Annotated in this window: 28 protein-coding genes, 2 tRNA genes, 1 pseudogene and 1 riboswitch; of the genes and pseudogenes, 18 read left to right on the top strand and 13 right to left on the bottom strand. The window is 67.6% G+C overall.

All coding sequences use genetic code 11. The features are described 5' to 3' along the window. The first annotated feature begins 176 nt into the window (after window positions 1-176). The 3 genes from lhgD to ABCR94_RS05215 all read left to right on the top strand — a co-directional run bounded on the left by lhgD (window position 177) and on the right by ABCR94_RS05215 (window position 3,803). Window positions 177-1,409 carry an L-2-hydroxyglutarate dehydrogenase gene (gene lhgD, locus ABCR94_RS05225; RefSeq protein WP_347117827.1) on the top strand — a complete coding sequence of 411 codons (1,233 nt, stop codon included), beginning with the start codon at window positions 177-179 and terminating at the stop codon, window positions 1,407-1,409. An 83-nt stretch (window positions 1,410-1,492) separates the two neighbouring features. Beyond that, window positions 1,493-2,281 (top strand): tRNA (guanosine(46)-N7)-methyltransferase TrmB, encoded by a 789-nt coding sequence (gene trmB / locus ABCR94_RS05220; RefSeq protein WP_347117825.1) that lies wholly within the window; start codon window positions 1,493-1,495, stop codon window positions 2,279-2,281. Window positions 2,282-2,360: 79 nt separating this feature from the next. Next, window positions 2,361-3,803 (top strand): PrsW family intramembrane metalloprotease, encoded by a 1,443-nt coding sequence (locus ABCR94_RS05215; protein WP_521976459.1) that lies wholly within the window; start codon window positions 2,361-2,363, stop codon window positions 3,801-3,803. Window positions 3,804-3,869: 66 nt separating this feature from the next. On the opposite strand, the gene ABCR94_RS05210 is transcribed toward ABCR94_RS05215, so the two are convergent. The 3 genes from ABCR94_RS05210 to ABCR94_RS05200 form a co-directional block, all read right to left on the bottom strand. Continuing rightward, complete coding sequence (locus ABCR94_RS05210; RefSeq protein WP_521976201.1) at window positions 3,870-4,940, bottom strand: M23 family metallopeptidase; 1,071 nt, start codon at window positions 4,938-4,940, stop codon at window positions 3,870-3,872. 11 nt (window positions 4,941-4,951) lie between these two features. Further along, a riboswitch (cyclic di-AMP (ydaO/yuaA leader) is annotated at window positions 4,952-5,087 on the bottom strand. A gap of 250 nt (window positions 5,088-5,337) precedes the next feature. After that, window positions 5,338-6,516, bottom strand: coding sequence for a PP2C family protein-serine/threonine phosphatase (locus tag ABCR94_RS05205; RefSeq protein WP_347118460.1), 1,179 nt, complete (start codon window positions 6,514-6,516; stop codon window positions 5,338-5,340). 246 nt (window positions 6,517-6,762) lie between these two features. After that, a tRNA-Met gene (locus ABCR94_RS05200) sits at window positions 6,763-6,836 on the bottom strand. A gap of 174 nt (window positions 6,837-7,010) precedes the next feature. Here ABCR94_RS05200 and ABCR94_RS05195 point away from each other — a divergent pair. The 4 genes from ABCR94_RS05195 (at window position 7,011) to ABCR94_RS05180 (ending at window position 8,997) form a co-directional block, all read left to right on the top strand. Continuing rightward, window positions 7,011-7,574: a DM13 domain-containing protein gene (locus ABCR94_RS05195; protein ID WP_347117823.1), complete on the top strand. Its 564-nt coding sequence runs from the start codon at window positions 7,011-7,013 to the stop codon at window positions 7,572-7,574. A gap of 549 nt (window positions 7,575-8,123) precedes the next feature. Further along, window positions 8,124-8,480: a PRC-barrel domain-containing protein gene (locus ABCR94_RS05190; RefSeq protein ID WP_347117822.1), complete on the top strand. Its 357-nt coding sequence runs from the start codon at window positions 8,124-8,126 to the stop codon at window positions 8,478-8,480. Window positions 8,481-8,509: 29 nt separating this feature from the next. Then, complete coding sequence (locus ABCR94_RS05185; protein WP_347117821.1) at window positions 8,510-8,677, top strand: hypothetical protein; 168 nt, start codon at window positions 8,510-8,512, stop codon at window positions 8,675-8,677. 131 nt (window positions 8,678-8,808) lie between these two features. Then, window positions 8,809-8,997: a DUF6381 family protein gene (locus ABCR94_RS05180; protein WP_347117819.1), complete on the top strand. Its 189-nt coding sequence runs from the start codon at window positions 8,809-8,811 to the stop codon at window positions 8,995-8,997. A gap of 122 nt (window positions 8,998-9,119) precedes the next feature. Here the strand turns inward: ABCR94_RS05180 and ABCR94_RS05175 are convergent, their stop codons facing one another. The 4 genes from ABCR94_RS05175 to ABCR94_RS05160 form a co-directional block, all read right to left on the bottom strand. Continuing rightward, window positions 9,120-9,629, bottom strand: a complete 510-nt coding sequence (locus ABCR94_RS05175) for a hypothetical protein (RefSeq protein WP_347117818.1) — start codon at window positions 9,627-9,629, stop codon at window positions 9,120-9,122. Between the two features lie 51 nt (window positions 9,630-9,680). Continuing rightward, entirely contained in the window at window positions 9,681-10,232 is a 552-nt protein-coding gene (locus ABCR94_RS05170; protein WP_347117816.1) for a hypothetical protein, read from the bottom strand. 208 nt (window positions 10,233-10,440) lie between these two features. Further along, window positions 10,441-10,608, bottom strand: a complete 168-nt coding sequence (locus ABCR94_RS05165) for a hypothetical protein (protein ID WP_347117815.1) — start codon at window positions 10,606-10,608, stop codon at window positions 10,441-10,443. Window positions 10,609-10,725: 117 nt separating this feature from the next. Beyond that, on the bottom strand, window positions 10,726-10,881 hold the full coding sequence (locus ABCR94_RS05160; protein WP_347118459.1) for a DUF6131 family protein: 156 nt from the start codon (window positions 10,879-10,881) through the stop codon (window positions 10,726-10,728). A gap of 128 nt (window positions 10,882-11,009) precedes the next feature. Here ABCR94_RS05160 and ABCR94_RS05155 point away from each other — a divergent pair, with 128 nt between their 5' ends. From ABCR94_RS05155 to ABCR94_RS05140, 4 genes are all read left to right on the top strand, one after another. Next, a complete protein-coding gene (locus tag ABCR94_RS05155; RefSeq protein ID WP_347117814.1) occupies window positions 11,010-11,435 on the top strand; it encodes a hypothetical protein in 426 nt (141 codons plus the stop codon). 42 nt (window positions 11,436-11,477) lie between these two features. Beyond that, entirely contained in the window at window positions 11,478-11,651 is a 174-nt protein-coding gene (locus ABCR94_RS05150; protein WP_347117812.1) for a CsbD family protein, read from the top strand. 51 nt (window positions 11,652-11,702) lie between these two features. Next, window positions 11,703-12,059, top strand: a complete 357-nt coding sequence (locus tag ABCR94_RS05145) for a DUF1206 domain-containing protein (protein WP_347117811.1) — start codon at window positions 11,703-11,705, stop codon at window positions 12,057-12,059. A 351-nt stretch (window positions 12,060-12,410) separates the two neighbouring features. Continuing rightward, complete coding sequence (locus ABCR94_RS05140; protein WP_347117809.1) at window positions 12,411-12,899, top strand: ImmA/IrrE family metallo-endopeptidase; 489 nt, start codon at window positions 12,411-12,413, stop codon at window positions 12,897-12,899. 231 nt (window positions 12,900-13,130) lie between these two features. Here ABCR94_RS05140 and ABCR94_RS05135 read toward each other — a convergent pair whose 3' ends face one another. After that, window positions 13,131-14,096: a hypothetical protein gene (locus ABCR94_RS05135; protein ID WP_347117807.1), complete on the bottom strand. Its 966-nt coding sequence runs from the start codon at window positions 14,094-14,096 to the stop codon at window positions 13,131-13,133. Between the two features lie 1,025 nt (window positions 14,097-15,121). On the opposite strand from ABCR94_RS05135, the gene ABCR94_RS05130 reads away from it, so the two are divergent. Then, window positions 15,122-15,685 carry an HD domain-containing protein gene (locus ABCR94_RS05130; RefSeq protein WP_347117805.1) on the top strand — a complete coding sequence of 188 codons (564 nt, stop codon included), beginning with the start codon at window positions 15,122-15,124 and terminating at the stop codon, window positions 15,683-15,685. Here ABCR94_RS05130 and ABCR94_RS05125 read toward each other — a convergent pair. Then, window positions 15,673-16,140, bottom strand: coding sequence for an NUDIX hydrolase (locus ABCR94_RS05125; RefSeq protein ID WP_347117804.1), 468 nt, complete (start codon window positions 16,138-16,140; stop codon window positions 15,673-15,675). The genes ABCR94_RS05130 and ABCR94_RS05125 overlap by 13 nt on opposite strands. Beyond that, window positions 16,127-16,900, bottom strand: coding sequence for a helix-turn-helix domain-containing protein (locus ABCR94_RS05120; protein WP_347117803.1), 774 nt, complete (start codon window positions 16,898-16,900; stop codon window positions 16,127-16,129). The genes ABCR94_RS05125 and ABCR94_RS05120 overlap by 14 nt, the downstream gene beginning before the upstream one ends. Window positions 16,901-16,996: 96 nt before the next feature. Here ABCR94_RS05120 and ABCR94_RS05115 point away from each other — a divergent pair, with 96 nt between their 5' ends. The 4 genes from ABCR94_RS05115 (at window position 16,997) to ABCR94_RS05100 (ending at window position 19,859) form a co-directional block, all read left to right on the top strand. After that, window positions 16,997-17,689 (top strand): HAD family hydrolase, encoded by a 693-nt coding sequence (locus tag ABCR94_RS05115; protein ID WP_347117802.1) that lies wholly within the window; start codon window positions 16,997-16,999, stop codon window positions 17,687-17,689. A gap of 107 nt (window positions 17,690-17,796) precedes the next feature. Continuing rightward, window positions 17,797-18,699: a radical SAM protein gene (locus tag ABCR94_RS05110; protein WP_347117801.1), complete on the top strand. Its 903-nt coding sequence runs from the start codon at window positions 17,797-17,799 to the stop codon at window positions 18,697-18,699. Window positions 18,700-18,760: 61 nt separating this feature from the next. Next, window positions 18,761-19,333 carry a hypothetical protein gene (locus tag ABCR94_RS05105; protein ID WP_347117800.1) on the top strand — a complete coding sequence of 191 codons (573 nt, stop codon included), beginning with the start codon at window positions 18,761-18,763 and terminating at the stop codon, window positions 19,331-19,333. After that, the gene (locus ABCR94_RS05100; protein WP_347117798.1) at window positions 19,251-19,859 is read left to right on the top strand and encodes a class I SAM-dependent methyltransferase; all 609 of its coding nucleotides are present in this window, start codon (window positions 19,251-19,253) and stop codon (window positions 19,857-19,859) included. The genes ABCR94_RS05105 and ABCR94_RS05100 overlap by 83 nt, the downstream gene beginning before the upstream one ends. Window positions 19,860-19,892: 33 nt before the next feature. Here ABCR94_RS05100 and ltrA read toward each other — a convergent pair whose 3' ends face one another. Next, window positions 19,893-21,158 (bottom strand): group II intron reverse transcriptase/maturase, encoded by a 1,266-nt coding sequence (gene ltrA, locus ABCR94_RS05095; RefSeq protein WP_347117696.1) that lies wholly within the window; start codon window positions 21,156-21,158, stop codon window positions 19,893-19,895. Between the two features lie 704 nt (window positions 21,159-21,862). On the opposite strand from ltrA, the gene ABCR94_RS05090 reads away from it, so the two are divergent. Next, window positions 21,863-22,450, top strand: coding sequence for a class IV adenylate cyclase (locus tag ABCR94_RS05090; protein WP_347117797.1), 588 nt, complete (start codon window positions 21,863-21,865; stop codon window positions 22,448-22,450). A gap of 537 nt (window positions 22,451-22,987) precedes the next feature. Here ABCR94_RS05090 and ABCR94_RS05085 read toward each other — a convergent pair. Continuing rightward, window positions 22,988-24,235: pseudogene (locus tag ABCR94_RS05085) on the bottom strand (mobilization protein); the annotation flags it as partial. A 351-nt stretch (window positions 24,236-24,586) separates the two neighbouring features. Here ABCR94_RS05085 and ABCR94_RS05080 point away from each other — a divergent pair. Beyond that, on the top strand, window positions 24,587-26,200 hold the full coding sequence (locus tag ABCR94_RS05080; RefSeq protein ID WP_347117796.1) for a site-specific integrase: 1,614 nt from the start codon (window positions 24,587-24,589) through the stop codon (window positions 26,198-26,200). Between the two features lie 34 nt (window positions 26,201-26,234). Here the strand turns inward: ABCR94_RS05080 and ABCR94_RS05075 are convergent. Beyond that, window positions 26,235-26,307 (bottom strand) — tRNA-Lys (locus ABCR94_RS05075). Between the last annotated feature and the right edge of the window lie 98 nt (window positions 26,308-26,405).

Here is a 26,405-nt window from a genome sequence, read left to right as displayed (position 1 = left end):
CCTTGGGCCTTGGGCTGTGGTCCTCGGGCCGTCGCGCTTCGCCGCAGGAAGTGGGCGGGGCGGGGCGGCCCGGCCCTGGTCCGAGGGCATTGTCAGTGGGCCGGTGCATCATCGGTAGTCCGGGGCGCGCTCCCTGCGCTCCTCGGGGTACACGGCCGGGGTGGGAGGTGAGACCAATGACGTATGAGGGACACGACAGATACGGCCGCTACGACTGCGATGTGCTGGTCGTCGGCGGCGGCATCGTCGGGCTCTCTTCCGCGTACGCGATCACGCGCGCCGCGCCGGGCACGCGCGTGGTGCTGCTGGAGAAGGAGCGAGGCCCTGCTCTGCACCAGACCGGGCGCAACAGTGGGGTCATCCACAGTGGCATCTATTACCGGCCGGGCTCGCTCAAGGCGAGATACGCGGTGCGGGGCGCGGCGGAGATGGTCAAGTTCTGCGCGGAGCACGGCATCGCGCACGAGATCACCGGCAAGCTGATCGTCGCCACCGGTCGCGCGGAGCTGCCGAGGCTGCACGCGCTGGCGCAGCGCGGCCGGGAGAACGGGATCCCGGTGCGCGAGCTCGGCCCCGCCCAGATCGCGGAGTACGAGCCCGAGGTGCGGGGCCTGGCCGCGATCCGGGTGGGCTCGACCGGGGTGTGCGACTTCGGGGCGGTCGCGGCGCAGCTCGCGGAGAGTGTGGGCGCCTCGGGCGCGGAGATCCGTTACGGCGCGGAGGTCACCGCCGTCGACCGGCGCCCCTGGGGCGTCGCGGTGCGCACGACGGACGGCGCGGTGCTGCGGGCGCGGGTCCTGGTGAACTGCGCGGGGCTGCACTGCGACCGGGTGGCGCGGCTCGCGGGCGACGATCCGGGGATGCGGATCGTGCCGTTCCGGGGGGAGTACTACGAGCTGGCCCGGCCCGAGCTGGTCCGTGGCCTGGTGTATCCGGTGCCGGATCCGGCGTTCCCGTTCCTCGGGGTGCATCTGACGCGGGGCATCGGAGGAGGCGTCCACGTCGGGCCGAACGCGGTGCCCGCGCTGGCCCGCGAGGGGTACGCCTGGTCGACGATCCGGCCCCGGGAGCTGGCGGGCACGCTCGGCTGGCCCGGATCCTGGCGGATAGCCCGGCGGCACTGGCGATACGGCGCGGGCGAGCTGCACCGCTCCTTGTCGAAGCGGGCCTTCACCGACGCGGTGCGCAGGCTGCTGCCGGCCGCGACCGAGGCGGACCTCCGGGTGGCCCCGGCGGGGGTGCGGGCGCAGGCGGTGCTGCGGGACGGGACGCTGGTCGACGATTTCCTGATCCGGCAGGCGCCGAGGACGATCCATGTCCTGAACGCGCCTTCACCGGCGGCGACGGCAGCGCTGCCGATCGGGCGGCAGGTGGCGCGGAGGGCGCTGGAGGTTTTGGGGGTGGGGTAGGGGGCCAGCCCGCCGCAGGCGCCCCCGCACCGCCACCCGCACCCCGCATCCCCCGCTCCCACCCCCCGTAGAATCAACGCATTGTGTCTGAGTCTCCCGATACGCGCCCCGCCGCGCCCGCCGCCCCCCTCCACCGCCCCAAGGGCGAGCCCCGCTTCCCCGGTGGCCCCGCGCCCGATCCCGCCGGGTCGCATCACGAGCGGCGGATTCGTAGTTTCCAGCCGCGGCGCAGCCGGGTCACCGCCGGGCAGGTCGATGCGCTGGAGCGGCTGTGGGCCCAGTGGGGGCTGGACATCGACGGGCTGCGCGTCCTGGACCTGGACAAGCTCTTCGGGGGCGGCGGGCTGCCTGTCGTCCTGGAGATCGGGTTCGGGATGGGCGAGGCCACCGCGCAGATGGCCACCGACGACCCCGCCACCGGCATCCTCGCCGTCGACGTGCACACCCCGGGCCAGGGCAACCTGCTCGCACTCGCCGAGCGCGCCGGACTGACCAACCTCCGGGTGGCGAACGGCGACGCGATCATCCTGCTCCGCGAGATGCTCCCGCCCGCCTCCCTCGCCGGGCTGCGCGTCTACTTCCCCGACCCCTGGCCGAAGAAGCGCCACCACAAACGGCGCCTCATCCAGCCGGAGTTCCTGGACCTGGCGGCCACCCGCCTCATGCCCGGCGCGGTGCTCCACTGTGCGACCGACTGGGAGCCGTACGCCGAGCAGATACTCGAAGTGCTCACCGCGCACCCCGAGTTCGAGAACACCCGGCCGGACGGCAATTACGCGCCACGGCCCGCCTTTCGGCCACTTACCCGGTTCGAGGGCCAAGGTCTCGACAAGGGCCACGCCGTGCACGACCTGCTGTTCCGCCGCCGGTAGGCCCCGCCGGTAGGCCCCGCCGGGGCGCAGGGCGGCATCGCCAGTTGTCAGTGCCCCTCGTTAGGGTCGTCGGGTGTACGTGTCGCCTCCGCACCTCCGGCAGGATCCGGCGGTCCCGGACTGTGAGCAGCAGCCGCAGTTCGCCGCCGTACCGGCGCGTGCGCACTGGCGCTACCGGCCCCGCCGCTCCTTCTGGCACAAGAAGGCGGTGAGCGCGGGCGCGGTGATCACGCTGCTCGCCCTCTGCGCACTGGTGATCCTGGCGATCGTCCGCGACCAGACGGGCACCCAGGGCTTCCTGGTCGGCCTCGGTCTGGCCGTGCTGCCGGTGCCGTTGCTGATCACGGCGTTCCGCTGGCTGGACCGAGTGGAGCCGGGCCCCTGGCGGAACCTGTTCTTCGCCTTCGCCTGGGGCGCGTTCGCCGCAGCTCTCGTCGCGATCATCGCGAACAGTTTCGCGACCCGCTGGATAGCCACCGCCACCGCGGATCCGGCCGGCGCCGACACCCTCGGCGCCACCGTGATCGCCCCGGTCGTGGAGGAGAGCGCGAAGGCGGCAGCAGTCCTGCTGATCTTCCTCTTCCGCAGCCGCGACTTCAACGGGATCGTCGACGGGGTGGTCGTCGCGGGCTTCACCGCGACCGGCTTCGCCTTCACCGAGAACATCCTCTACCTGGGCAACGCCTTCGGTGAGGACCAGGAGATGGGCGCCTCCGGCTTCGCGTCGGTGACGGCGGCGACCTTCTTCGTACGCATCGTCATGTCGCCGTTCGCGCACCCGTTGTTCACCGTGCTCACGGGCATAGGCTTCGGCCTCGCCGCGCTCGCGCCGCCGCACCGGGGGCGGGTCCGGCGTATCGCGCTGCCCCTGCTCGGCCTGGCTTTCGCGATGGGCATGCACGCCCTGTGGAACGGTTCGGGGGCCTTCGGCGAGTACGGCTTCTACGCGGTGTACGCCGTTTTCATGGTCCCCGCCTTCGGTCTGCTGACCTGGCTGGCGGTCTGGACGCGCCAGCGCGAGTTGCGCACCGTCTCCGCCGCGCTGCCCGCCTACGCGGACGCGGGCTGGCTGGGCGCCCACGAACCGCTCGCGCTGTCCTCCATGCGCGCCCGCTCGCTGGCGCGCGATGCCGCGGCCCGGGTGCACGGCGGCCGGGCGGCGGCTCGTACGGTCGCGGAGTACGAGGCCTTCGCGACCTCCCTGGCCTTTCTGCGCCACCGGGCCCGCCGCGGCACTGTGGGCCCGGACTTCGTGGCGCGCGAGCAGGAGCTGCTGCACCATCTGTGGCAGCGCAAGGGAGTGGCCGGGCCCGCGCTGGAGTACGCGGCGCGGGCGACGGGCCGGGTGTGGACGCCGCCGCCCCGGGCACCGTTCCACCCCGCGCCACCACATACCGCCGCGCCGCCGTACCGGCCCACACCGCCGTACCACCACCCCATACCGCCGCAGCGTCCCGCGCCGAAGCCGGGCTACGCCCCCCACCAGGACTACCCGACGTACAACCCGTACCGGCAGCTGTAGGCGCCATCAGGCCAGGTCAAGGGGTGGCCGGGTCAGGCCGACGCGGCCGTGAGCCGGCCCGGGGTCTCAGACGCTGAGGCCCTTGCCGCGCAGCCAGGACGCCGGGTCGACGCCGTCGCCGCCGGGTGTGTGCACTTCGAGGTGCAGGTGCGGGCCCGTCACATTGCCGGTGGCACCGACGTTGCCGATGGTCTCGCCCGTGCCGACATTGCCTGAGGTGACGCTCATCGAGGAGAGGTGGCAGTACCAGATCTCCGTACCGTCATCGAGTTCGAGGACGATGCGGTAGCCGTACGAACCCGACCAGCCCGCCGACTTGATGGTCCCGCCGTGCACGGCCTTCACCGGCGTGCCCGTCGGGGCGGCGAAGTCGAGACCGGTGTGCTGACCGGAGGACCACATCGCGCCGGACTGGCCGTAGGTGGAGGTGAGCGTGTACGAGGAGGTGGGCAGGGAGTAGCTGGCGGCCAGGTTGGCGAGCCGCTTCGCCTCGGCCTTGGCCTCGGCCGCTTCCTCCGCCTTGCGCTTCTTCTCGGCGGCGTCGGCCTTCGCCTCGTCCTGCTGGCCCTTCGCCTCGGCCGCGGCCTGCTCGGCGGCGGCCGACTCTGCGGTCTGCTTGGCCTCGGCGTCCGCGGCGGCCTGCTGCTGGTCGGCCTGCTGGAGGATGCGGGCGCGGAGCACCTCGCTGGCGTCGGTGGTGCCCTGCTGCGCGTCGGCGGTGCTGACACCGGCCGTGGTGAGCGGGGTGGCTGCGACGATCGCTTCGCCCGTGGTGACGCCGGAGTCGTCGTCCGAGTCGTCGCCGAGCAGGGCGCCCATGCCGGGAAGGGACTTGGCGTCGGGGAGCGAGTCGGTTATCGCGTCGGGAAGGGAGATCGAGACGGCCGGCTTGTCCTGCGCGGTGGCGATGCCGCCCGCGCCGACCGCGGCGATGACACCGACACCCAGAACCGTCGAGCTTCGGGCGATGCCGCCGCGCTGCTTGGCCACGCGGTGCTTGCCACGTACGGGACGAATGGAGTCCTCAGTGGGATTCCACTCTTCCCAGTTCCCCTCCCCGCGGATGAGGTCAGCGGGGTCGTTCTGCACCCCGTAGGGGGGCAGGGGGGCTACTGGGGCAGGGGTGTTGGACGCCACGGAGGCGTGCTCCTTTCCTTCCTTCTCGCCTACCGGGTTAGCTGACGGGTTCGGAGCAGGAAGGTCTCCTACGGGCCAGGTTCGGCCCGATTCACCCCAAGGAACATGGTTCCCCGGTTCCCTTGCGGAATTCGGCGCGTGCGCACGGTGCCGCCTCTTGCGACGACTGGGACAACCGCGCTGCGTTATCGAACGTTAATAGAGACACGGTCCGGTTCCAAGCCGTTCCAGATGATCGTTAACGACTTCGCCACAGACTTAGCGGGACACAATCGGTCACAGTGGGTCGAGTTGATCGCCACTCAGGAAACATCGTTTTCTTGACGGTTCATCAACTGTTATGCGCAGTGGTGCATTATGACTACAGAGCGTGGCAACACGTCCGAACGTGACTGTTTCAGCGCCCGCCGGGATCGGAACGCGACCCGGACCCACCCGCCGCACCACCGGACCCACTCGCCGCACCGCCCGCCGCCTCGGGCCTCTGCTGCCCGGCCCGCCTGACGATCTCCACGGTCCTGCGCCGGTCCTGCTGCCCCTCGGAGGGCCGCCCGACCGCCAGCAGCGCCATGTCGTCCGTGGACCGGCCGCCGGTGTGCAGCCGTACGTCGTCGATGATCGCGCCCAGCAGTTCCTCGGGCCCCGGAAAGATCCTGCCCCGCAGCCGCGTCTGCGGGTCATAGAAGACGCCCGCCGCGTTGCGGGCCTCGGACAGCCCGTCGGTGTAGAGGAGGAGCGTCGCCCCCGCCGGGTAGGCGAACTCCCGCGCCCGGTCCGGCCACACCCCCAGCTCGGCCATCCCCAGCGGCAGCGCGGCCTCGGCCGGCTCGATGACGTCCAGCGCCCCGTCGGCGTACAGCAGCAGCGGCTCGGGATGGCCGCGGTTGACCAGCCGTACGACGCCACCGTCCCGCGAGATCTCGGCGAGCACGGCGGTGGTGAAGCCCTCGAAGGCGTCGAGGCCGTCCCGCCGCGTCCCTTCCCGCGCCAGCGCCCGCTCCAGCCGCTGCGCGACGCCTTCCAGCGAGGTCTCCTGCTCGGCGGCCTCCCGAAAGGCCCCGATGACCACGGCGACGGCCTCCACGGCGTCCAGCCCCTTGCCCCTGACGTCCCCCACCACCAGGCGCACGCCGTACGGAGTGTCCTGCACGGCGAAGAGGTCGCCGCCGATGAACGCGTCCGCCTGCGCCGCCTCGTAGCGCGCCGCGACGTGCAGTCCGGCGATCCGGTCGGCGGGCGTCGGCAGTACGGCGCGCTGGGCCGCCTCGGCGATCTCCCGCGCGGAGGCGAGCCTGCGGTCGCCGCGCCGTACGACGCGGTTGATGACCACCGCGAGGGCGGCCACGGTGACCACGGTGACCAGCTCGGTGATGGCCTCGACCTCGGTCGCGGTTCCGGTGCGCTGGTGCAGCCCGGCGACGGCGAGTGTCGAGGCGACGCCGGTCACCACCGTGTTGCTGAGGGAGAAGAGCGGCGCGGCGATCAGCGGGGCTGCGGCGAAGAGGGGCGACGCGGTGAAGTTCGACGGGGTCAGGACATCGAAGAAGAATCCGCCGACGATCAGCAGCGCGGGCATCGCCCGGACGAACCGCCGGGTCGTACGGGCAGCACCGCCACCCGCTCCACCTTGCTTCCCCACCTGTGGTCTCCTGCCAGTCCGCACCCGGTTGCGGACGGTACCGCGCCCCACCCAGGCTGGCCGGAGCCGCGCCGGACGGCTATCCGGGGTCGGCCAACTGGGGGACAAACGGGCAGTGCGGGCACCGGAAGGCACGACAAAGGCCCGGACTCGATGAGTCCGGGCCTTCATCCACTACTTCAGTAGCGGGGGCAGGATTTGAACCTACGACCTCTGGGTTATGAGCCCAGCGAGCTACCGAGCTGCTCCACCCCGCGTCGGTAGACCTGACTCTACGCCATCGGTGGAGCACCGCTCCACCACTTTCCCGGGGGCCACCGGGCCGCGGGACCCGCCGTAAGGAATCCGTCATCAGGCAGCCGAGGTCAAACAGCGCCCGGCTCCCGTTGACTGGGAATCAACGACGCTACGGACACTCACGGGAGAACGACATGGGACGCGTACGGCAATGGCTGAGCAGACCTTTGGTCCTGGGCGCCCTGGTGGTGGCCGCACTGGTGGCCGGGGCGGGGCTGTACTGGTTCGAGCCCTGGAAGCTGGTGCAGGACGAGACCGTACGAGAAGGGATCCCCACCGCCGCGGCCGTGGACGAGTCGGCCGAGGACTCGTCCGGCACCCCGGCACCCGAGGCACCGAAGGCGCCGGTCACGCTGGCCACCGGTGAATTCATCAGCCACGAGCACCGGACCTCGGGCACGGTACGGATCCTGCGACTGCCCGACGGCTCGCGCACCCTGCGCCTGACGGGGCTGGACACCAGCAACGGCCCGGATCTGCGGGTCTGGATCACCGATGCGCCGGTGAAGGAGGGCACGGCGGGCTGGGGCGTGTTCGACGACGGGAAGTACGAGAACCTCGGCAGGCTCAAGGGCAACAAGGGCGACCAGAACTACGCCCTGCCCGCCGGTCTCGACCTGAGCCGGTACAGCAGCGTGAGCATCTGGTGCGACCGCTTCAACGTCTCCTTCGGAGCGGCGGCGCTCACTCGCGGCTGAACGAAGGCTCCCTGGAACGACGGAACCCCCGTCGACACAGGTCAACGAGGGTTCCGACCCCGAAGGATTCGGTAGGCCGTGTGGGACTCGAACCCACAACCAACGGATTAAAAGTCCCGGCAGGATCCTGCCGGGACTTCCGTCAGCTTCCGCGCTGGTCCAGAAATGCCTGGTCAGAGAAGTGTCGCTTGCTGTCCGGTCCAGGACTGTGCGCGTCGTGTCAGCACGTCCGCTCACGCATCGCTCACGCATCCAGGTCCCCGTTGAAGACGGCCAGGTCAACACGCTTTCCAAATGTTCGTCAGGGGGTTCAGGTACGGACGTGGGCGTCCTGACCTGCGGGGGAGTGGCTGGGGCGACGACCTTTGCACGGCCTCGGACGCGGGTGAACGCAACCAGAACTGCAACCAGTGTGGTGCGGTTACGGACTCACAGAACCGGTGTGACTGGCGAGGCTTTGTCGGGTGTGCCGAGCTGGTGTCCTCGGTCAGGCGGGGGCAGGCTGAGGAGTACACGGGCCGGACTGTGATCGTGCGAAGGGGCATGAGGATGATTCAGGCAGCGGATGTCCGGGAGTGGCGTAGTTACGACGTGGTCGACTTGGGCGGGCACAGGGTCGGTGCGCTGGAAGCCATCTACGTGGACACCAGCACGGACGAGCCGGCCATGGCCACCGTGCTGGTGGGGCTGCCCACCCGTCGCAGGCTGGTCTTCGTCCCGCTGGACGGCGCGATCGTGGGGCCGGGCTACGTCAAGGTCGACTACGCCAAGGAGTTGGTGAAGGAGTCGCCTTCGATCGGTACGGACGACGTTCTGCCCGCCGAGGATGAAGAAGCCGTCTTCCAGCACTATGGCCTCACCTACCGGCCAGGCGCGGGCGGCGAGCGGCAGCTCGCCCGCCGCTGAGCGCCCGCACCCCAGGAGGTATCCGCGTCGTGATGGTCTTCCTGATCCTGGTCATCGTGGCGATGGTGCTGGGCATCATCGGCGCCGCCGTCGAAGGGCTGCTCTACCTGCTGGTCATCGGCATTCTGGTCTTCGTGGTGGCCCTGGTGTACCTGGGCATGCACGGGCGGCGTTCCGGACGCCGCCACATCCGCTGAGAAGGCCGGGTGACCTTCTGCACCTGGCCTGTGCTGCGGGGATAGCGGTGGGTGACCGTTCGGGATGCGCGGGAGTGGGGGTGCTGTTTCGCTGGTGGCATCCGCTCTCCCCTCAGTCCGCAGGAGTGATCATGAGCGTTGCAGGCGAGTCCGGCAGCCGTGCCCAGCAGATGCGTGACCAGGCGGCGAAGCTTGAGCAGGCCGCGGAGCGTGCCACCGACCCGGCGGAGCGACAGCGGCTGAAGGAGAAGGCCCGCCGGATCGAGGAGCAGAGCAAGAAGGAGAGCGAGCGGGGCCTCGGGGACGTCGCCCCCATGTGACGGCCCTGCGACATCTACCGGCCGGTGGCTGCCCGCACGATCTTCTCTGCGTGAGGGAGACACCGGTCGGTGTCTTGCGTCCAGCGCCCGCAGCGGACGGTACTCGTCGCGGTCCGGGCGCGTCAGGTGCTGAGCAGGCGGTCGAAGAAGGACCGGTATTGGCGTAGGGCGAGGCGCAGGTCCTCGGTGGCGACCTCCTCGCCGCGGTGCCATTGGCTTTCGAGTCCCTGCTTGTGGTCGGCGAATGTGGTGGCGAGAAGCTGCATCACCTCGGTGACGAGCCCGTCTGCCGCCAGCACCGACTGCTTCGGGTCGTCAACGAATCCCTGCTGGATCTGCTGCCACCGGGTACGGAGACCTTCTGCCGCCTGGGCCCCGAGGAGCGGGGCGGTATCGGGCTCCTGCGCCGACTCATCCTGTTCGCCGGGCACAGCGTCCGGCTCTCCTCCGGCGTCGTCCGTGATCCTGGTCCTGGGTGCAGCCCCCTCGTCTTCGGGATCTGCTGTCAGGTCGTCGTCCGGGGGCTGCTCAGATGCTTCTGTCTGGGGCCGCGCGATGTCCTCGGTGGACAGCGTCTCTCCGGCGGGCTCGGCGTACTCGTCGTCGCGCCCGTATGGTCCTTCTCTCTGCATGTCCCTTCACCTCCATGCGGTGGCGAACGGCCGCTTGCGGCTGCTGGGCACTCAGCGGCGTTCTTCATCCGGCGAAGCAGTGTCGTCTTTCAGCAGTTCCTCGAAAAGCGCCCGGTAGTGGACCATCGCGCTCCGTAGTTCTTCCGTCGTGGTGTCCCTGCCGCCGGCACGCCCGTTGATCTCATGGGCGATTCGGTAGTGGTCCAGCGTCAGGGAGTGTTCGACCGAGAGGTCCCGCTTCTGCTGCTCGTAGTTCTCCGTCGGGTAGCCGCGCTCGCTCATGAGCGTGGTCACGAGCCGGTCCGCCTCACCCACAGCCTGGTCGGGACTGTCGACGAAGTGCTCCTGCACGCTGGCCCAGTCCCGGGCATAACGGTCCCGGACGGTGGAGGGCAGCGGCCTGATCTCCAGCGCCTCATGCCGCTCCTCCCTCTCCTTGAGGTCGCGCTCGGCCGCTCCACGGCTCTGACCCGCGTCGACCGTGCGGTCGTATTCGGGCCCGAACTGGTCCCGAAGGTGCCGGCGCCGGGTCATGGTCCGCATGGTCAGCGCGACGGCGGCCAGGACCACCACGGCGGCCACGATGATGACGATGGTCCACATCGCATCCTCCACTCGTTGACAGCTCACACAGGCAGCCAGAACCGGGGCGCGCGAGCGTCACCGCCGCGGGTGCCGTCCCTTGGTGTGTCACATTCCAGAATTTCACACATCGTACGAAATGCCCCATTGGGAAGGTATCGGTGATCCACCGCGTGCCGGACAACGACCGGGGCCGGGGACGGCGGCGGAGACGGTGGTGGCGGGCGGGTCAGTGGGCCGGGCGTCGGCGGCGTAGTACCGACCTCACGGCGAGGTAGAGGACGTCGGCGATGAGGAGCAGTACGCCGACGGAGACCAGGTACAGCATGCCTTCGACGGTCGCGCCGAGGATGATCAGTGCGATCGCGGCGATCAGCAGGGGGTAGAAGAGGGCCATGGTGTGATGCCTTGGTTCGCGGGTGTGCGTGCCGGAGGCGCGGCAGGCTGGTCGTACGCGTCCTCGGCGTCGGGGATCGTGCGGCAACGGGGTGATTCCCGCGGGGGTCAGGGGCGGCTACCAGTAGTGCCGTCGTCCGCCGACCTTGTGTCCGACGGATCCCAGGATCCACAGGATGATGCCGATGACGACCAGGATGATCCCGATGGTCCAGAGGATGGCGATGCTGGCCACGTAGCCCACGACCAGCAGGATGATTCCGAGGACGATCATGATGTCCGCCGATCTCACGGAGGGATGCAAGGCCCCTGCTCCCAGGATAGATCCGCCCTCTGACTGTGGCTTCCCGGGCAGGACGGTCCTACCGTGGAGAGACAGCGAGCAGACCTTTGGAGCGCGCCATGTTCGTCATCCTCGGACTCCTCCTCCTGATCACTGCGCTGGTCGTCGGGGTGGCCGGCGTTGTTACCAACGACGGCGGGGCCCACGAGCTGACCGGCGGATTCTCCGTTTTCGGCTACGAGGTCACCGGCTCCACCGGCACCCTCTTCCTCTACGGAATCGTCGTCGGGGCCGTGGCCCTGCTCGGGCTGAGCCTTCTCCTGGCTGGTGCCCGTCGTACCTCTCGTCGTGGCCACGACACCGGCCCCGTCCCCGAAGTCAACAATTCGCGCCGAGGGACAGCCGCCGTCGGCAACGACCGCGCCGACGTCGTAGACCAGCGTGGCATCGCCCGCCCACAGTCGACGGGTGGGCGAGAGTCCAACCCGGACGAAGAGCACCGACGGGGGCTGAACCCGTTCAAGCGCCGATCGGAGCCCCGGTAGGCCGCCACATACCGGCGCACGACTTACGAAGGGTGGCCAGCGATGAGTATGGCCAAGAAAATCGCGCACAAGGCCGAAGCGGTCAAGGGCGGTGCCAAGAAGACCGTCGGCCGCGTGACCGGTAGCTGGCACCTGCGGACCGAAGGCCGTGGTGACCAGGTCAAGGGCAACGCCAAGCAGGCCGGGGCGAAGATCAAGGACGCCTTCAAGCACTGACCACTGCGCCCGCCCTGCCGGCCTCACGGCAGGGCCCCGGAGGTGCGAGGTATGGCCATCAAGAAGGGTGCCGCCCAGGCCAAGTCCCAGGGGCGGCGTGTGTCCAACAGTCGCGCCATGGAGGTCCTGTCCAGGGTCGGACTCTCTGCGCGGGGTGTGATCTACGTACTGGTGGGGCTGCTGGCCGTGCAGATGGGTTTCGGCGGCGACAGTGGCAAGGAGGCCGACCGGTCCGGTGCGGTGAGGACCATCGGCGAGCAGCCGTTCGGCCGGGTGCTGCTGTGGGCGCTGGTAGTGGGGCTGGCGGCGATGGCGCTGTGGCGGCTGTCCGAGGCCGCATTCGGACAGGCGGTGACAAAAGGACCCGCCGCCTGGGCTCTCTGGGGTTGGCCGTCTTCTACACCGTGATCTGTATCGGCGTGGTGCAGACCGCGCTGGTCGGCGGCTCCGCCGGGACGCCCGCGCCGGCGACGAGACGTCGAAGGAGTACACCGCGAGGGTGCTGAACTGGCCCCTCGGGCGGGTCCTCGTCGGCCTGTTCGGGGCCGTCCTGGTCATCGTGGGCGTGGTGATCGTGGTGCGCAGCCTGATGCGGAAGTTCGAGGAGAATCTCCGGACGGGCGAGATGAGCCCGACGACGCGGCGGGTCGTCGCGGGGCTGGGCATCGTCGGCGGCGTGGCGTGCGGCGTGGTCGCGGCGGTGGCCGGGCGCGGCCGCGCGGCGGTTCCGCGCAGAACGTGGCGGTCGGAGCAGCTGAGATGCTCTGGACGCAGGCGCTCATGCGGGAGGTCGCACTGGAGGAGCGAGCTGGCCTCGGCTTGGGTGCAACTGACCCCTTCGCCCCGTACGCACTTGCCGAGGAACACGGCATCGCTGTCTACACCCTCAGCGATCTGCTCGGCTTCGGGATCGGCACCGAAGCCTTCAGTCACTTCACGTCGAGCAGCTCGTCGGCTTGGTCGGCCGCACTGGTGCCCCTGGGCACAGCACGGGTCATAGTCGAGAACGAGTCGCATGCCATGGTCCGCCGCCGGTCGAACACGGCTCATGAACTTGGCCATCACCTGCTTGAGCACCCCTTCGACGACGTGATCTTCGGCGAGGATCACAAGAGGCAGTTCAACGAGCAGCAGGAAAAGCAGGCGGCCTTCGGGAGGCGAGCTGCTGATCCCGCTTGCCGCAGCGGAGCGCATGGCGTTCGACGGCTGGGACAACACGCGTGTCGCGGCGGCGTACGAGGTGAGTGAGCAGTTTGCACAGATGCAAATGAAGGGGCAGCGAGTGCGAGCGCAGCGAGCCGCGCATAAGCACGGATTCCAGGCGCCAGCCGGGCGCTCACGGCCCTGACATCTGCTCGGTTCGATCCTGAGATCACCGGGCGGCGATGTTGCGCGTCTCAGAGCAACCTCACTCCGACCTGCTGCACGGCTTCCACGCCAGAGATAAACCTCAGACGACGAGTGCGCCGACTCTTCCCGTCAGGACATCTCAGCGTCGAGGTCCAGCGCCTCCTGTTCCACGGCGAGATAGGTATCTGCTGTTGCGGCCTCAAGGAATCCATCCTCGGCCGGCACTGTGAGCTGTGGCGTGATCTGGATAAATTCCTCCCAAGGGCTCGCCTCGCCCTCATCGAATCCACGTCTCGCGGCTTGGCGGAAGTCGTCTTGCCTGCGCTCTCGGAACGCGCGCACACGTTCGTCTCGCCTTGCTACGTGTCTGTCGTACTGCCGCTCGCTCACGTCGCTGGGCGCCATCATGATGATGGAGTCCGTGTGCACGTCAGGCAGCCGTCGCGCCGATTGCTCAGGATGGCTCACGGGCGAGGGCCCCTGGATCTCGGCGACCATGGTCCTGTCCATAGCTGTCAGTGCTCGGCAGGCGCCGAAGAGGCGTCGGGACATGCCGATCAGCAGATCCGTGCCCGGCAGTCGCCCAGTCAGCATGTCGACACCACCCCGCTGGTTGATGTCGGAGCCAGTTGCTTCGCGGTCGAGTCGGCGTCTCAGGTCGGATGTCGCATCGTCGCTCTCCAGGAGGTGAACGAGTCCACCAGCTCGTTGCTGTGGGAGTTCGTGGTTCCGCCCACCCACAGCGGTGAGCTTCAAACTGCCCGGGGCGAGAGATACCAGAGCGAGGTACATCAGCATGCGTGCCCGCGCGAGCTCCACGAGCGCGTCGTCGTCGTGCTCCGGCGGGCTGGCGGTCTCCGAGGCGGAGGGGCTGCTCTCGATGTCGATCATCATGAAGAGTCGCCGCTGCAGGCTCGTGCCACAGAGCACCTTCTGGTGGGCCTCGGGCACGAGACAGCCCACGTCCAACTGCCTTGCCCCTTTCCGGCGGCTGCTCGTGCCAAGGATGCGGCCTCCCTTCGCTTCCACCAGCCAGAGGTCGGACGTCGAGGTGTGGGTGCCGAAAAGGTCGGGCAGGCTTTGCGCTGCTTCCAACCTGGCAGCGCGCCTGGAGGTATCGCGCTTTCCGCGTGGGTGGTAGGGCCGAGGCCCATGAGCCCCCTGCAGGCCCACTCCGCCATCGTCATTCCGACGTGATAGCCGAAGGCCGAGCGGGTTGAGCTCTCAGTTCGGTGCGTGTAAACGACGCTCGGTACCACCCCGTGGCCCACGGGGTGCTGGTGGTGTGTCGTCGCCACATTGCGAACTAGGTATGCCGAAAGTGGGGATTGCCGAGCACTAATCTCGCGACGGGCCAGCCGGGGCACGGCAGCGATCCACGGCGCGATGTCACGGCCCACTGTGGTGGCGGCATCCAGGACGTCGCGCCACGTGGTCGGCACAAGATAGTCGCCGTTGGGCGGCATCTTCACCGGAGTTGGCCATACTTGGCCTGCCTGGGACAGGGCTGCGGCCTTGGGGCGCGGCGCTGGCTCCAGGGGTGAGCTCCGTCGTACGAACACTGGTACGTCGAAGGCGTCCGGCGCCGACAGAGTGATGTCGGCGACCTCTTGTGGCGGCAGCATCCCGCTACTCTGCCAGAAGAGGCAGGAATCGAGTTGGCGGAAGAGCACGTTCTTCAAGGCCCATTGCGCGAGGAACTCACCGGTGAACTCGTCCAGGGCTCGAATGGACCGCGACACCCTTCTCTGCGCCCAGTCCTGCCACGGCCCAAGCCGGTCTCGTGCCTGACCTATCCGGTTGACTTGCTCATGTTCAGCGCCGGACAGGCCCCTGGTCACCGAGTTGGTCGCTGGGACTGGACCCCGCTGCCGGAGAAGATCGCGATGTTCAACGCTGAAGAGCGCTGACCGTCGTACATCAGTCGTAGAGACGGTCGTCGATGCCCCGGACGCACTGCTCGTTCTACCTGGGAGCGAGCGGGTGTCGGGCACTGGAGCCCCTGACCGAGGCTGCCCGCCTGTTGCTCCGCACCGTCGAGCGTGTCGTGATGGCGTGAGATGTGGGCCTGCTGTGTGTGCTTCGGAATGCGCTGCCCTATATCCGGGAAGGTCCAAGCCATGAACGAAGCACTGACAATTTGGGCGCGTCAGGTGGCAGCTGCGGAGTTGCGTGTACCGCTTCCTCGCCGATGGGCGCACTCGCAAGGGGTCGCGCGGCGCGCGGCCGAATTGGCGACGGTCCTGGGCGGTGACGCGGACCTGCTGGCGTCTGCCGCTGTGCTGCACGATGTGAGCTACGCCCCGCGGCTGGCTGTGACCGGCTTCCATCCGCTGGATGGCGCCCGGTTTCTCCGTGACGTCCATGCTGCGGATGAGCGGTTGGTGCGGTTGGTGGCGAACCACTCGTTGGCGTTGCTGGAGGCTGAGGAGCGCGGGCTGCGGGGCGTGCTGGAGGCTGAGTTTCCGTTGCTCGACGACCGTCGGCTCGTGGATGCATTGGTGTACTGCGACATGACGACGACGCCCGATGGGGAACGCACTTCTGCAGGGGCCCGGCTGGCGGAGATCATGGATCGCTATGGATTGGGCAGTGTGGTGGGGCAGTTCATCCGGAGGGCATCGCCGGAGATTCTTGCTGCTGTCGGGCGGGTGGAAGCGGCGCTGGCGGCTCAGCCCAGGTAGGGGTACGTACCCGCGAGGTAGTCGCCGATCTGCTGGCGCATGCTGCGGTGGATGTCGTACTGGTCGAGGTCGGCGGGCAGGACGAAGCGAACGCCGTCTGCCTCGTCGTTGATGGTGGGCTCGCCTCCGACGGGGCGGCCGATGTACGTGTTCTCGTACTGCTGGCGGATCTCGCCGTCGGTGTAGGCGACGATGTGGTTCGGGTTGGTGTAGACGCCCAGGAAATCGGTGATCTCGGCGATGATGCCGGTCTCTTCCAGGCATTCGCGTACCGCGCACTGTGCGGCGGTCTCGCCGATGTCCTGAGCGCCACCCGGTAGGGCCCACTGGCCCGTGTCGCGCCGGCGCTGGAGCAGGATGGCGCCCTTGTCGTCGACTACGAGCAGGTTGTTGGCCGGGACGAGGGTATTCGCCTTGGGCGCCTTGGGATCGTTGTAGTACTCAGTCCTGCCCACGTGAAGAGGTCCCCTCCTGGTCCGGCGTCCAGGACCGTGCGGTGGCCCAGACTGCTTCGAAGCTCTGAGCGTAGTTGTCGAACCACCCCGTGGCGTCGACTCTTTTGAGATGCAGCAGAGGATTGGCGCTGGCCGGCTGACCCCAGACATGCGGGTTGACCAGCAGCTGGTCGTCGTAGCGGAACAGGGAGGTGTAGAGCGTGGTGTCATGCAGTCGGATCTGGCAGCCCGGCTCGGACAGCAGGGGGCGGTAGTAGGTCAGGGAGGCGCGGATCTTGGCGGCGAGAGTGTCGCCGATGCCTTCCTCGCGGCCACGGATGGCTGCGGCCTGACCGTTCGATTTGCCGAAGCACAAGCGGACTTGGATGCCCTCGGCCGCGCGCTCGGCGAGCATCTTGGCGACGTGCGGGTTGGACTGGGCGAAGAACGTGCCAGAGAAAACAAGCACGCTGATCTGCTCCTGGGCTCCTTTCAACAGAGAGAGCCACGTGTCCCGAGGAACGCTGGCGCGGTTTTGATGGGTGCCGACGAGCTCGACGTCCAAACCGGCGGTGGTTTGGCCCGCGTTCAGCAGCAGAGCGGGCCAGAGGAACGTCTCCTCCACCCTTAAGTGTTGGGCGGCACGGAATCGGTGGCGTGGGTGTGGGACGCGTCCGCCGAGCCAGCGACCGACGGTCTTCGGGTCTACCTCGCAGGCTTCGGCGAGCGACTCTGGGGATACGCCTCGTTGTGCGAGTACGGAGTGCAGTCGCTCGTTCACAGCGCCATACAAGCCGAGACGGCCAGGGGCGGGCAAGGACGCTGCGGGACGTTCCCGGACAGCTGACACCTCGGCTGGGTTATTTACGCTGTCGGTATGGAGCTCATCGTCCTGTGGGACATCGACCACACGCTCATCGACAACTCAGGCGTGAGCAAGGAGATCTACGCTGCTGCGTTCGTGGCGCTGGCTGGGGCCGACCCGACGGAGTCGGCGCGGACGGAGGGCCGCACGGATCGTCTGATCATGCGCGACATGTTCCAGCGGAATGGGCTGCCCGAACCGGACTGGGCAGCAGTCGAGGCTGCCCTTGCCCACGCTGGAGCGCAACGTGCCCACGATCTCAGCAGGCGCGGAACGGCCCTGCCGGGTGCACGTGATGCCCTCAAGGCCGTCTCGGTGCAGGAGAGTTGGGTCTCATCGGTTCTGACCGGCAATATCGCGGCTAATGCGCACGTGAAGGTGTCGGCCTTCGACCTTGCCCCCTTGCTTGATCTGGCTGTCGGCGCTTACGGGGCCGATGCCCTCCAGCGTCCCAGCCTCGTAGCCGTTGCCCGGGAGCGCGCCCAGCGGCTTCGGGGCGTACGGGAAGACGTCCCTGTCGTGCTCGTAGGAGACACGCCGAGAGATGTTGAGGCTGCCCTCGTCACAGGCTCCGGGATCATCGCAGTCGCGTCTGGCGTCCACAGTCCCGAGGAACTGGCGGCTGCCGGCGCAGCTGTGGTGCTACCGGATCTGACGGACACCGCCCGTGTTCTCCGGGCCCTGGAGAGCTTCGCGGCACACTGAAAACGTCCCAGGACGTCCTCGGATCGTCCGGATACGCGGTGATGCGGTCCGGTGTCATTCCGTCAGCATCAGGTCTCCCACCAGGCAACTGCCCCAAGGAGACGCACATGATCGGGGAAGTCACCGGGATTCGCAGGATCCGGATGCTGTACCTACAGCTGCTCTACCGCTGCAACTTCGAGTGCCTGCACTGCTTTCACGGCAAGAGGCTCCAGCACGCCGACGCCTTCACCGCGGACGAGGCAATCAACCTCCTCACGCTCATGCGCGATCAGTACGACACCGAGGCTGTCACCTTGCTGGGCGGCGAGCCGTTCGTCTACAGAGACCTCACCCAGGTCGTCCGGTATGCCAAGCAGGAACTGGGCATGCAGGTGGAGATCTGCACCAACGGCTATCGGATCGTGCGCCGGCTGACCGAGATCGCCCCTCACCTGGACCTGCTGCGGGTCTCGCTGGAGGGCGTCGGCTCGACCAACGACCACATCCGCAAGCACGGGAGCTACCAGAGTGCGCTGAGCGCGCTCGATACCGCCCGCGGGCTCGGTGTCCGCACCGGTGCGACCATGACGGTCACCTCGCGCAACATCGACGAGGTGCTGCCGCTTGCCCGAACCCTGCAGTACTACGGGGCAGAGCAGTTGAAACTCCACCACCTCCGGCCGGTTGGCAACGCAGCCGCTCATCCCGAGTTGCTGGTCACCGACCCCACGGCCTACATCCGCCTTCGAAGCGAGCTCGCAGCAGCCGAGCTGGCCATCGAGGTGATCGTCGACGAGGACTTGTCCGAGCACGGTGCCCCAGAGGTCTGCGCTCCTGAGGGAGGCCCCAAGGCCATCGAACGGATCGAAGCCGACCCGCGTGGCGCACTGACCATGTCCTGCAAGGCCGTCGGCAAGGACTCACACGCCTTCTGGTACGACAAGCTCGCCGACCACATCGACCACCGGCCGTCCGCCACCGACGAACTCACCCTCGCGGTTCCGGACGTGGTGTACGGACGTGTCTGACCAAGCGCCGTTCGAGTGCCTCGAAGGGCTCCGAGGAACTGGCAAATCGACCCTCGCACCCATGCTTGCGGTCGCCCGTGGCGCCGTACTGGTCCCGACCGTGCCCCTCACCCACCAAGCACTGCGGCGGGAGGTAGACCAGCTGGGAAATGTAGAAGCCCGCATGTGCTTCTACCTCTCTGCCCTGTTCACCGCAGCTGTTCAGATCCAGCGGTATCTGTCCGCCGGCACTCCGGTCGTCGTCGAAAGCTACTTCGCCCGTTGCCTGGCCAACCACCTTGCCTTCGGGGCCGATCTCTCCGTGGCGCTGCCGACTGACCTGCCGCAGCCCGTCACCTACTACCTCGTCTGCGCGGAGGGTGAGCGTCAGCGCCGCCTCGCCAGGCGCGAGAAGCCCGTTTCCCGTTGGGATGCCCTCGCAGAGATCACAGCAGATCAGATCACCGACGCCTACACCTCGTTCCCGATGCACCACGTGGACACCACCGGACTCACCCCCGGCGAGGTGCTCCAGGCCGTCCTGACCGCCAACCTGCAAGGAGAGCAAGCCAGTGCAGACACCGAGCATGTGGCGGCACACCCTTACCTTCTTCCCGCAGTTCCTCGCCATGCTGGAGGAGCGTGCCGGGCCTGACTCCACTGTGGCGGTCATCGGTGCGAGCGACGGAAGACTCGTCTTGCCACTGGCTGCGGCCGGCTACCGCGTCATCGCCATCGAACGCGACCCGCTCGCCCTTCACGGCGGCGAGATCCAACTTCCGGGTGACAAGACCGGTCACGCGATGGGGCTAATCGACCGGCTGAGGCACGAAGGGCTCTACGACCGTGTGCAGGTCGTAGAGGAGGACTTCCTCGCAGCGGAGCCTGCGACCGACCGCTGCGACGCAGTCTGGACAAGTTGCTCGTGGCATTACAGTGCCAACCATCACCGGCCGTTGGGCGAGTTCGTCGACCGCATGCAGCGTCTGGTCCGGCCTGGCGGTCTGTTCGGCGCGGAGTTCATGATGCCCATCGAGCAGCGCCACCAGATGCTTGAGCACTACACGTCCCCGGAGAAGCTCCGGCGCTTCTTCATCGGTGACTGGGACGTTCTGGTCACTCTGCGGAGTCGAGTAGCCGGGGGGAGTTTCACCCCCCGGCTCTCGCAGAACCGTGCGTAAAGATCTCTCTTTACACGGCTCTTGCCGTTCTGATCACCAGGCTGAGGACGCTGCGGTGGTCACCTTCCAGTGCGCGAACATACGGGGGTATCGCTGGGCGATGTCCCGCATCTTCGAAAGGGCCTTGCGCAGCGCCGCGAGCCGCTTGTACTTCTTGCGGATCCATCGCACCAGGTAGGCGTTGATGCGCTGTAGGAGGGGGGTCAGGGCCGATTGGTAGAAGCGGCCGTAGTAGTTGACCCAACCCGCCACGATCGGGTTGATCCGTCGGGCGAGTTCCACGAAGGAGAGATCGGACCGTCGGTGAAGACGCCAGCTGCGCACTTCCCCGCTGATCCGTTTCAAGGCGTCCTTGCTGATTGCAGGCTCGAAGGACAGGAAACGCCTGCCCCACTTGTCCTGCGACTTGCGCGCGCGGAACGTGTACCCGAGGAAGGTGAACTCCATGTGCTCATAGGAGCCCTGGCGTTGCCCGTCCCGGCAGTAGACGATCCTGGTCTTGTCGGGGTGCAGTTGCAGCCCGACCTTCTCCATCCTGTCCGTGAGCGCGGCCAGCACTTCGCGGGCCTGACGCTCAGTGACGCAGTGCACGACGGCGTCGTCTGCATACCGTTCGAACGTGACGGTGGGATGCTCCCGGGCCAGCCACATGTCGAACGCGTAGTGCATGAACAGGTTCGCGAGCACGGGCGAGACCGCTGATCCCTGTGGGGTTCCACGGTCCCGCTGTTGCAAGGTCCCGTCGGGCAGTTGAAGCGGCGCTTGGAGCCATCGCTTCACATATAAAATCACCCAGACGGCATCGGTGTGCGCTTCCACTGCCTTGACGATGAGGTCCCATCGGACGCTGTCGAAGAACTTCTGGATGTCAAGCTCGATCACCCAGTCCTTCTTCCAGCAGCGTCGTCGGCAGGACTCCACCGCATCCAGCGCCGAGCGCCCCGGCCGGTAGCCGTAGGAATCCTCATGAAAGACGGGCTCGGCCCGGTCCATGAGGTGCCTGGCGGCTACGGTCTGGGCAACTCTGTCGGCCACCGTGGGCACGCCCAAGATCCTTGAGCCGCCGCGGGGCGACGACTTGGGGATCTCCACCGCACGTACCGGCGGCGGGAAATACGTCCCGGACGACATACGATTCCAGATCTTGTACAGATTGTTCTTCAGATCCTTGTCGAAGTCCTCAAGGGACTGCCCATCCACACCGGGCGCACCCTTGTTCGCCTTAACTCCCTTGTATGCCTCCCAGACTTCCCGCTTCGAGATCTCAAACGGCTTGCCTGTTGACTTCAACGTGTCCATATAGTTCCTCCCGGAGAGCGTCCGGTTGTCTAGATACACAACGTCACGAATAGCCCGACCCCTTCGCTCCACCTCTATTACAGAGGCTTCATCACTACTACGAGCCGGTCCGCCGGCGCGCCTCGTATCGGTACTCGATCCCTCGCGGTTTCAGCCGCTTGGGACACTCCCTCTCGCCACCCCTACCAGGGCAGACAGTGCCGAGGAGCGCCTTCTCCTGTTCCGTACGGAAGCGGCAGATCAGGCTCACGTCGTCTTCATGCCGGACACCGCCTGGCCAATAAGCGGGCACCCGCCAGGCTCATCCCGGAACCCGTTGTACGTCCCGGTTCTGATGTCGTCTAAGAATCTTTCGACACTTCAGCAACGATTCACTTGCGTTCGTCTTCCTGATCCCCACCTGACGCCTCTTACGACGCCTTTTCCTCAATCGCTCACCACGACAGTCATTAGCTAGCGCAGCATGAGGCGGTTTGAAGCCTCCCCCGCAGGGCGGCTCCGAAGGGCCAAACACCTTCATCTCCCGTACAGCACTACTTCAAGGCAGCTTTCCTACAACCAGCTCCTCTACGTATTCAGGACACACCCAACGAATTCACCGAGCAGGCGCACGTCGGACAGTTGCAGGACCACACCCACCGCATGGGTCTCCTCCTCGCTGCCCGTGCATTCACCCCCTCCTAGAGCCACGGGAAGAAGGACACATGAAGCACGAGTACGAGGCAAAGTTCCTCGCCATCGACGTCGTCGGCCTCCAGGCCAAGCTGACTGCTCTCGGAGCCGTCCAGGCGTTCCCACGCACCCTCCTCACGCGGAAGATCTTCGAGAACGACGCCCTTGAAGGTGGTGCCTGGATTCGCCTGAGGGATGAGGCCACTCGCTCCACGCTCACGCTGAAGCAGGTCACCGACCCCACGACGATCGACGGCACCACCGAAATCGAGACGGAGGTATCGGACCTGCACGCCATGGCTGAGATTCTCCGCAGCGTCGGCTTGCGCGAAGTCCGCTACCAGGAGAACTACCGCGAGGAATGGCGCCTGGGTGAGGTCGCCTTCGACTTCGACACCTGGCCGGACCTCCCCACGTTCGTCGAGATCGAAGGTCCCGACGAGGCATCGGTCCGACAGGCGGCAGACCTGCTCGACCTCGACTACTCGAAGGCCCGGTTCGGCAGCGTCGACGAGATCTACAAGAGCGAATCCGGCCGCGACATCCTGGCCGAACCCACTCTCCTCTTCTCCGATGCCGGCAAGCCGGCGTCAGCCAGGGCAGCCGCCCCGAGCGAGTGATCGCGAGGGTTGAGTTGTGTTTATGGACGTGGCCACGACGCCTCAGGTCATACCTGGCATCGCTGAATTCGCCCGCGGTGGATTGCCCGCAGCAGCGGATACCGACGACGGCAACACGTGGATTGACGGCTACTGCTGGCTCTACTGTGGCCGTAGGTGGACCCGCGTTCTGTGGATCGGCCCCGTGAGCATGGCCGGGGCCCAGGCAGCGATGTACGCGTGTGGCCCGTGCATCCGGGCCCTACAAGATCAGGTCTGGCAGTCCATACTCCTTCGCGATGAACCGACTCGTCTGGCCCCGCCGAGCACGCTGACGACGGCCGAGCAGCCTGGCGGACGCCGCGTTGGGAAGCATCGTGCGCGGGGTGGCCTGTTGCGTCGTAGGTGAGGCCGATGACCGAACACAGTGAGCCTGTGACGCCTCTTCACAGTGAAAGCTCCGCGCGCATAGGAGCACTCCGGCTGGGCCGGTCACCACGCCTGGTGACCGGCCCAGCAGCCGTTGTTGCTCAGGCGCCTTCGCCTCGACGGTGGCTTCTAACGACGATGACGGCGTTGTCGGTCTGCTGGTGCGGCAGGGGCCTTCGAAGCGGGCTCTGGCTTTGTGGCTTGCAGCTCGGCGGCCTGTGTTGTGGTGCGGCGGCGGGCTGCTTCGGCTCGGCGGTTGGGGGCGGGGTCGCGGCTGGTGTGCTGGATGCGGGTGATCAGGACGCGGGCGGGCCTGTGGGCGGTGCCGAGCTCGCGGCGGGCGGCGGCTTCCTTGAGGAGTTGGTGGGGTTGGTGGCCGCCGGCTTCGGCGTCGGCGAGGACGGTGGCGAGGGCGGGCCATCCGGGGTCGGCGAGGATCCGCTCGGCATGTTCGGGAACGGCGGCGCGTACGTCGTTGGCCAGGGTGTGACGGGTTTCGTCCTTGGGGCGGCGGGCTTCGAGTTCGGTGAGTGTCTGGGTGAGCGCGTCGTCGGCTGCGGACTGGAGATACTCGACGGCTTGGCGGGCGGCGTCGGTCTGGTGAGCATGGCCCTTGGCCTCATGCCAGCGCCCGGCGAGGATGGCGGCCCAGACGAGTGCGGCGGTCAGGGCGGCGAGGGCGCTGCCGTCGGGGCCGGTGGCGGTGTTGGCGATGTCGCGGGCTGCGGTCCGCAAGGCGTGGGCGGCACGGTCGTCGGCCCGGATTTGAGAGCGCTGGGCGCGGGCGAATTCCCTGCTGGCCGCTTGCAGTTGGGCGCGGAGGCCGGCGGGGGCTTTCTGGGCGGTGGCTTCGATCAGTTCGCCCGGGGCGGTGATGTGAGCCTGTGTCCGTGCGTCCCGGCTGCTGTCGCTGCCTGTGCTTGTGATCTCTGTGTGGAGGGCGTCGAGGACTTCGGTGGCCTGATGCCAGGGGGTGGTGGGTCGGCTGCGACGGGCGGTCGGGTGTTCCTCGGGCCCACTGGTCTCCAGGCGGGCTGTCAGCTTGGGCAGGGACAGATGGGGGGCGATCTTCCCGCCGGGGTGGAAGATCTGCTCGTCGTCCTTGTTGAGGTCGCCGGGGCGGCCGACGGCGTAGCCGAGGAGGTCTCCGGACGGCCCGCGCTTGGGCTTGACGAGGATGCCGTCTGCTTCGAGGTAGGCGAGGAGTTCTTCCGCGCTGCTCGCGTGAGGGACGGCGGCGCGGATTCGGTCCTGGAGCCACCCGCGGCTGGTCTGCTCCCAGCCGAGGCGCTCGGCCTTGTGCATCTCGGCCTGGGTGGGCCGGCGGGCGGCGGTGCGGTCGCCCTTCTTCAGTTGCCGCAGGCCGTAGTCCTTCTGAGTACACGTGGGACGCCATGCGCTGGTTCAACGGCCAGGTGGTGGACTTCGGGACTGAAGACACGATGCTGCGCAACTTCCAGGCCCATGCCAGCCACCAGCGCGCCGTCCTCGCCGCCATCGAGGGCGAGAAACGCGAACGTTGGAAGGCCGAGACAGCCACTAATCCCGCCGAACGCGAAGAAGCCCAGCGCGCCCAGGGCCACTACGCGAGCTGGCCGCAGAGGCCAAGTACCGGCTCCGCAGCGCCCGCGCCTTCATCCGCGAAGACGGCGGCACACCACCCCACCTCCCGCTCGAACTCGTCGACGTCGACCCACCCGACACCAATCCCCAGGAGGAGAAGGACTTTTGAAGGGCTCCACCCACCGCCGCTGCTATTGCCGCGATCCCACTACGGGCAAGCCGCTCGGCAAGAAGTGCCCCAAGCTCACCAGCCGCAAGCACGGCTCCTACTCCATACGCCAGGAACTCCCGCCACGCGAAGACGGAACACGCCGCTCCTTCAACCGGGCAGGCTACGAGACGCTGAAGGCCGCACAGACCGACCTGGACCACGTGCGAGTCCTTGTCTCCATCGCCGACGCCGACGATGATCACGACCTGGCCCGCATCGCGGGATTGCTCGAACAGGTCGCGGACGAGAAGGCTCCTCTGCCCGACATCGAGGACACCCGCAGGCGCTTCAGGGCTGGCTTGGACCTGATCGGCCGGCGGACTGTGAGCGAATGGCTTGATCAGTGGCTTTCCTCGAAGAAGTCACGGAAGACGACGCTCAACGGGTACGCCTCGCACATCCGCGTCCATCTGAAGCCGCGCATCGGCCACGTCCGCCTCGACCGTCTCAATGTCGGCCACCTGGTGGAGATGTACGACGGCATAGCCGATGCCAACGAGGTAATCCAGGCGGAGAACCTCGAACGGCGCAAGCAGATCGCCAGGTGCAAGCCCAGCAAGCCCGGCCGCCCCGTCGCAGCCGAACGGGCACTGCTCGGCGTCGAGCGGGCAAAGCTCGCCGAGATGAAGCCGTTCCGGAAGATCACCGGCCCCGCCACGCAGCAGAGCATCCGGCGCACCCTGCGCGCGGCTCTGAGCTCGGCAATCGCCCAGCAGTACATCACCTTCAACCCGGCCTCCCACGTCGAGCTGGAGTCCGGCAAGCGCCCGAAGCCGCTCCTCTGGACCGCACAGCGCGTGGAGCGCTGGCGTGCCACGGATGAGCTGCCCTCAGCCGTGATGGTCTGGACGCCCGCGCAGTTCGGGACGTTTCTGGACGCAGCCGAATCCGATCGGCTCTACGTGCTCTTTCACCTCGTGGGCACCCGCGGCCTCCGACGGGGCGAGGCCGTTGGCCAGAACTGGACCGACGTCGACCTGGACGGCGGCCTCATCACACCGGCCAAAGAGATCGTGGTCGACGGCTGGGATCCGTACGGATCCGCCCCCAAGACGGACGGCAGCGCCAGCACGATCGCCCTGGACAGCGTCAACGTCGCGCTTCTGCGAGAGCACCACGAGACCATGCTGAAAGCCCGGGAAAAATGGGGCGACGCTTGGAACGAGACCGGCAAGGTCTTCACCCGCGAAGACGGCTCCTGGCTGCACCCCGAGATGGTCTCCGAGACGTTCCGACGCATCCTCGCCACCACTGATCTGCCGCCGATCACCCTGCGCGATCTGCGCCACGTCACGGCCACTCTCACCCACGGCGCGGGCGGCGACCTGCACACGATCAAGGAGACGCTGCGCCACTCCACGATCACGCTGACCTCGGACACGTACACGAGCCTGCTGCCTGAAGTCGACAAAGCTGCCGCAGAAGCCGCCGCTGCTCTGGTGCCACGTGCTCGCAAAACCCCGTCTATAGCGCCTCCTGTCGGGCCGTCCGCTCACGCATCGCTCACGCACGAGGGCGAGAAAGACAAAGCGCCTCGACCGGCCGAAGCCGATCGAGGCGCTAAGTAGCAGGTCAGAGGCCGAAACCCCTCCCTGTGACACGTAGGCCGTGTGGGACTCGAACCCACAACCAACGGATTAAAAGTCCGCTGCTCTGCCAATTGAGCTAACGGCCCTCGGCAAGGCACCCCTGAGCATAGTCGCACCGAGCCCGGCAGCCGATCGGGTATCGGTTGTCGGGCCCGTCGTGGCTCGCGCCGGGCCCGGAACCGAG

The sequence above is a fragment of the Streptomyces changchenzhani genome (assembly GCF_039766235.1).
Taxonomy (GTDB): domain Bacteria; phylum Actinomycetota; class Actinomycetes; order Streptomycetales; family Streptomycetaceae; genus Streptomyces.
This window is presented reverse-complemented; position numbering and strand designations above follow the sequence as displayed.

Coding starts and splice junctions, on each gene's coding strand:
- ABCR94_RS05130 (WP_347117805.1), top strand. CDS start 15,122: ATGAACGAAGCACTGACAATTTGGGCGCGTCAGGTGGCAGCTGCGGAG.
- ABCR94_RS05115 (WP_347117802.1), top strand. CDS start 16,997: ATGGAGCTCATCGTCCTGTGGGACATCGACCACACGCTCATCGACAAC.
- ABCR94_RS05140 (WP_347117809.1), top strand. CDS start 12,411: ATGCTCTGGACGCAGGCGCTCATGCGGGAGGTCGCACTGGAGGAGCGA.
- ABCR94_RS05090 (WP_347117797.1), top strand. CDS start 21,863: ATGAAGCACGAGTACGAGGCAAAGTTCCTCGCCATCGACGTCGTCGGC.
- ABCR94_RS05170 (WP_347117816.1), bottom strand. CDS start 10,232: ATGTGGACCATCGTCATCATCGTGGCCGCCGTGGTGGTCCTGGCCGCC.
- lhgD (WP_347117827.1), top strand. CDS start 177: ATGACGTATGAGGGACACGACAGATACGGCCGCTACGACTGCGATGTG.
- ABCR94_RS05205 (WP_347118460.1), bottom strand. CDS start 6,516: ATGCCCGCGCTGCTGATCGTCGGCGGATTCTTCTTCGATGTCCTGACC.
- ABCR94_RS05145 (WP_347117811.1), top strand. CDS start 11,703: ATGGCCATCAAGAAGGGTGCCGCCCAGGCCAAGTCCCAGGGGCGGCGT.
- ABCR94_RS05155 (WP_347117814.1), top strand. CDS start 11,010: ATGTTCGTCATCCTCGGACTCCTCCTCCTGATCACTGCGCTGGTCGTC.
- ABCR94_RS05165 (WP_347117815.1), bottom strand. CDS start 10,608: ATGGCCCTCTTCTACCCCCTGCTGATCGCCGCGATCGCACTGATCATC.
- ABCR94_RS05195 (WP_347117823.1), top strand. CDS start 7,011: ATGGGACGCGTACGGCAATGGCTGAGCAGACCTTTGGTCCTGGGCGCC.
- ABCR94_RS05110 (WP_347117801.1), top strand. CDS start 17,797: ATGATCGGGGAAGTCACCGGGATTCGCAGGATCCGGATGCTGTACCTA.
- ABCR94_RS05180 (WP_347117819.1), top strand. CDS start 8,809: ATGAGCGTTGCAGGCGAGTCCGGCAGCCGTGCCCAGCAGATGCGTGAC.
- ABCR94_RS05160 (WP_347118459.1), bottom strand. CDS start 10,881: ATGATCGTCCTCGGAATCATCCTGCTGGTCGTGGGCTACGTGGCCAGC.
- ABCR94_RS05150 (WP_347117812.1), top strand. CDS start 11,478: ATGAGTATGGCCAAGAAAATCGCGCACAAGGCCGAAGCGGTCAAGGGC.
- ABCR94_RS05175 (WP_347117818.1), bottom strand. CDS start 9,629: ATGCAGAGAGAAGGACCATACGGGCGCGACGACGAGTACGCCGAGCCC.
- ltrA (WP_347117696.1), bottom strand. CDS start 21,158: ATGGACACGTTGAAGTCAACAGGCAAGCCGTTTGAGATCTCGAAGCGG.
- ABCR94_RS05190 (WP_347117822.1), top strand. CDS start 8,124: ATGATTCAGGCAGCGGATGTCCGGGAGTGGCGTAGTTACGACGTGGTC.
- ABCR94_RS05105 (WP_347117800.1), top strand. CDS start 18,761: ATGCTTGCGGTCGCCCGTGGCGCCGTACTGGTCCCGACCGTGCCCCTC.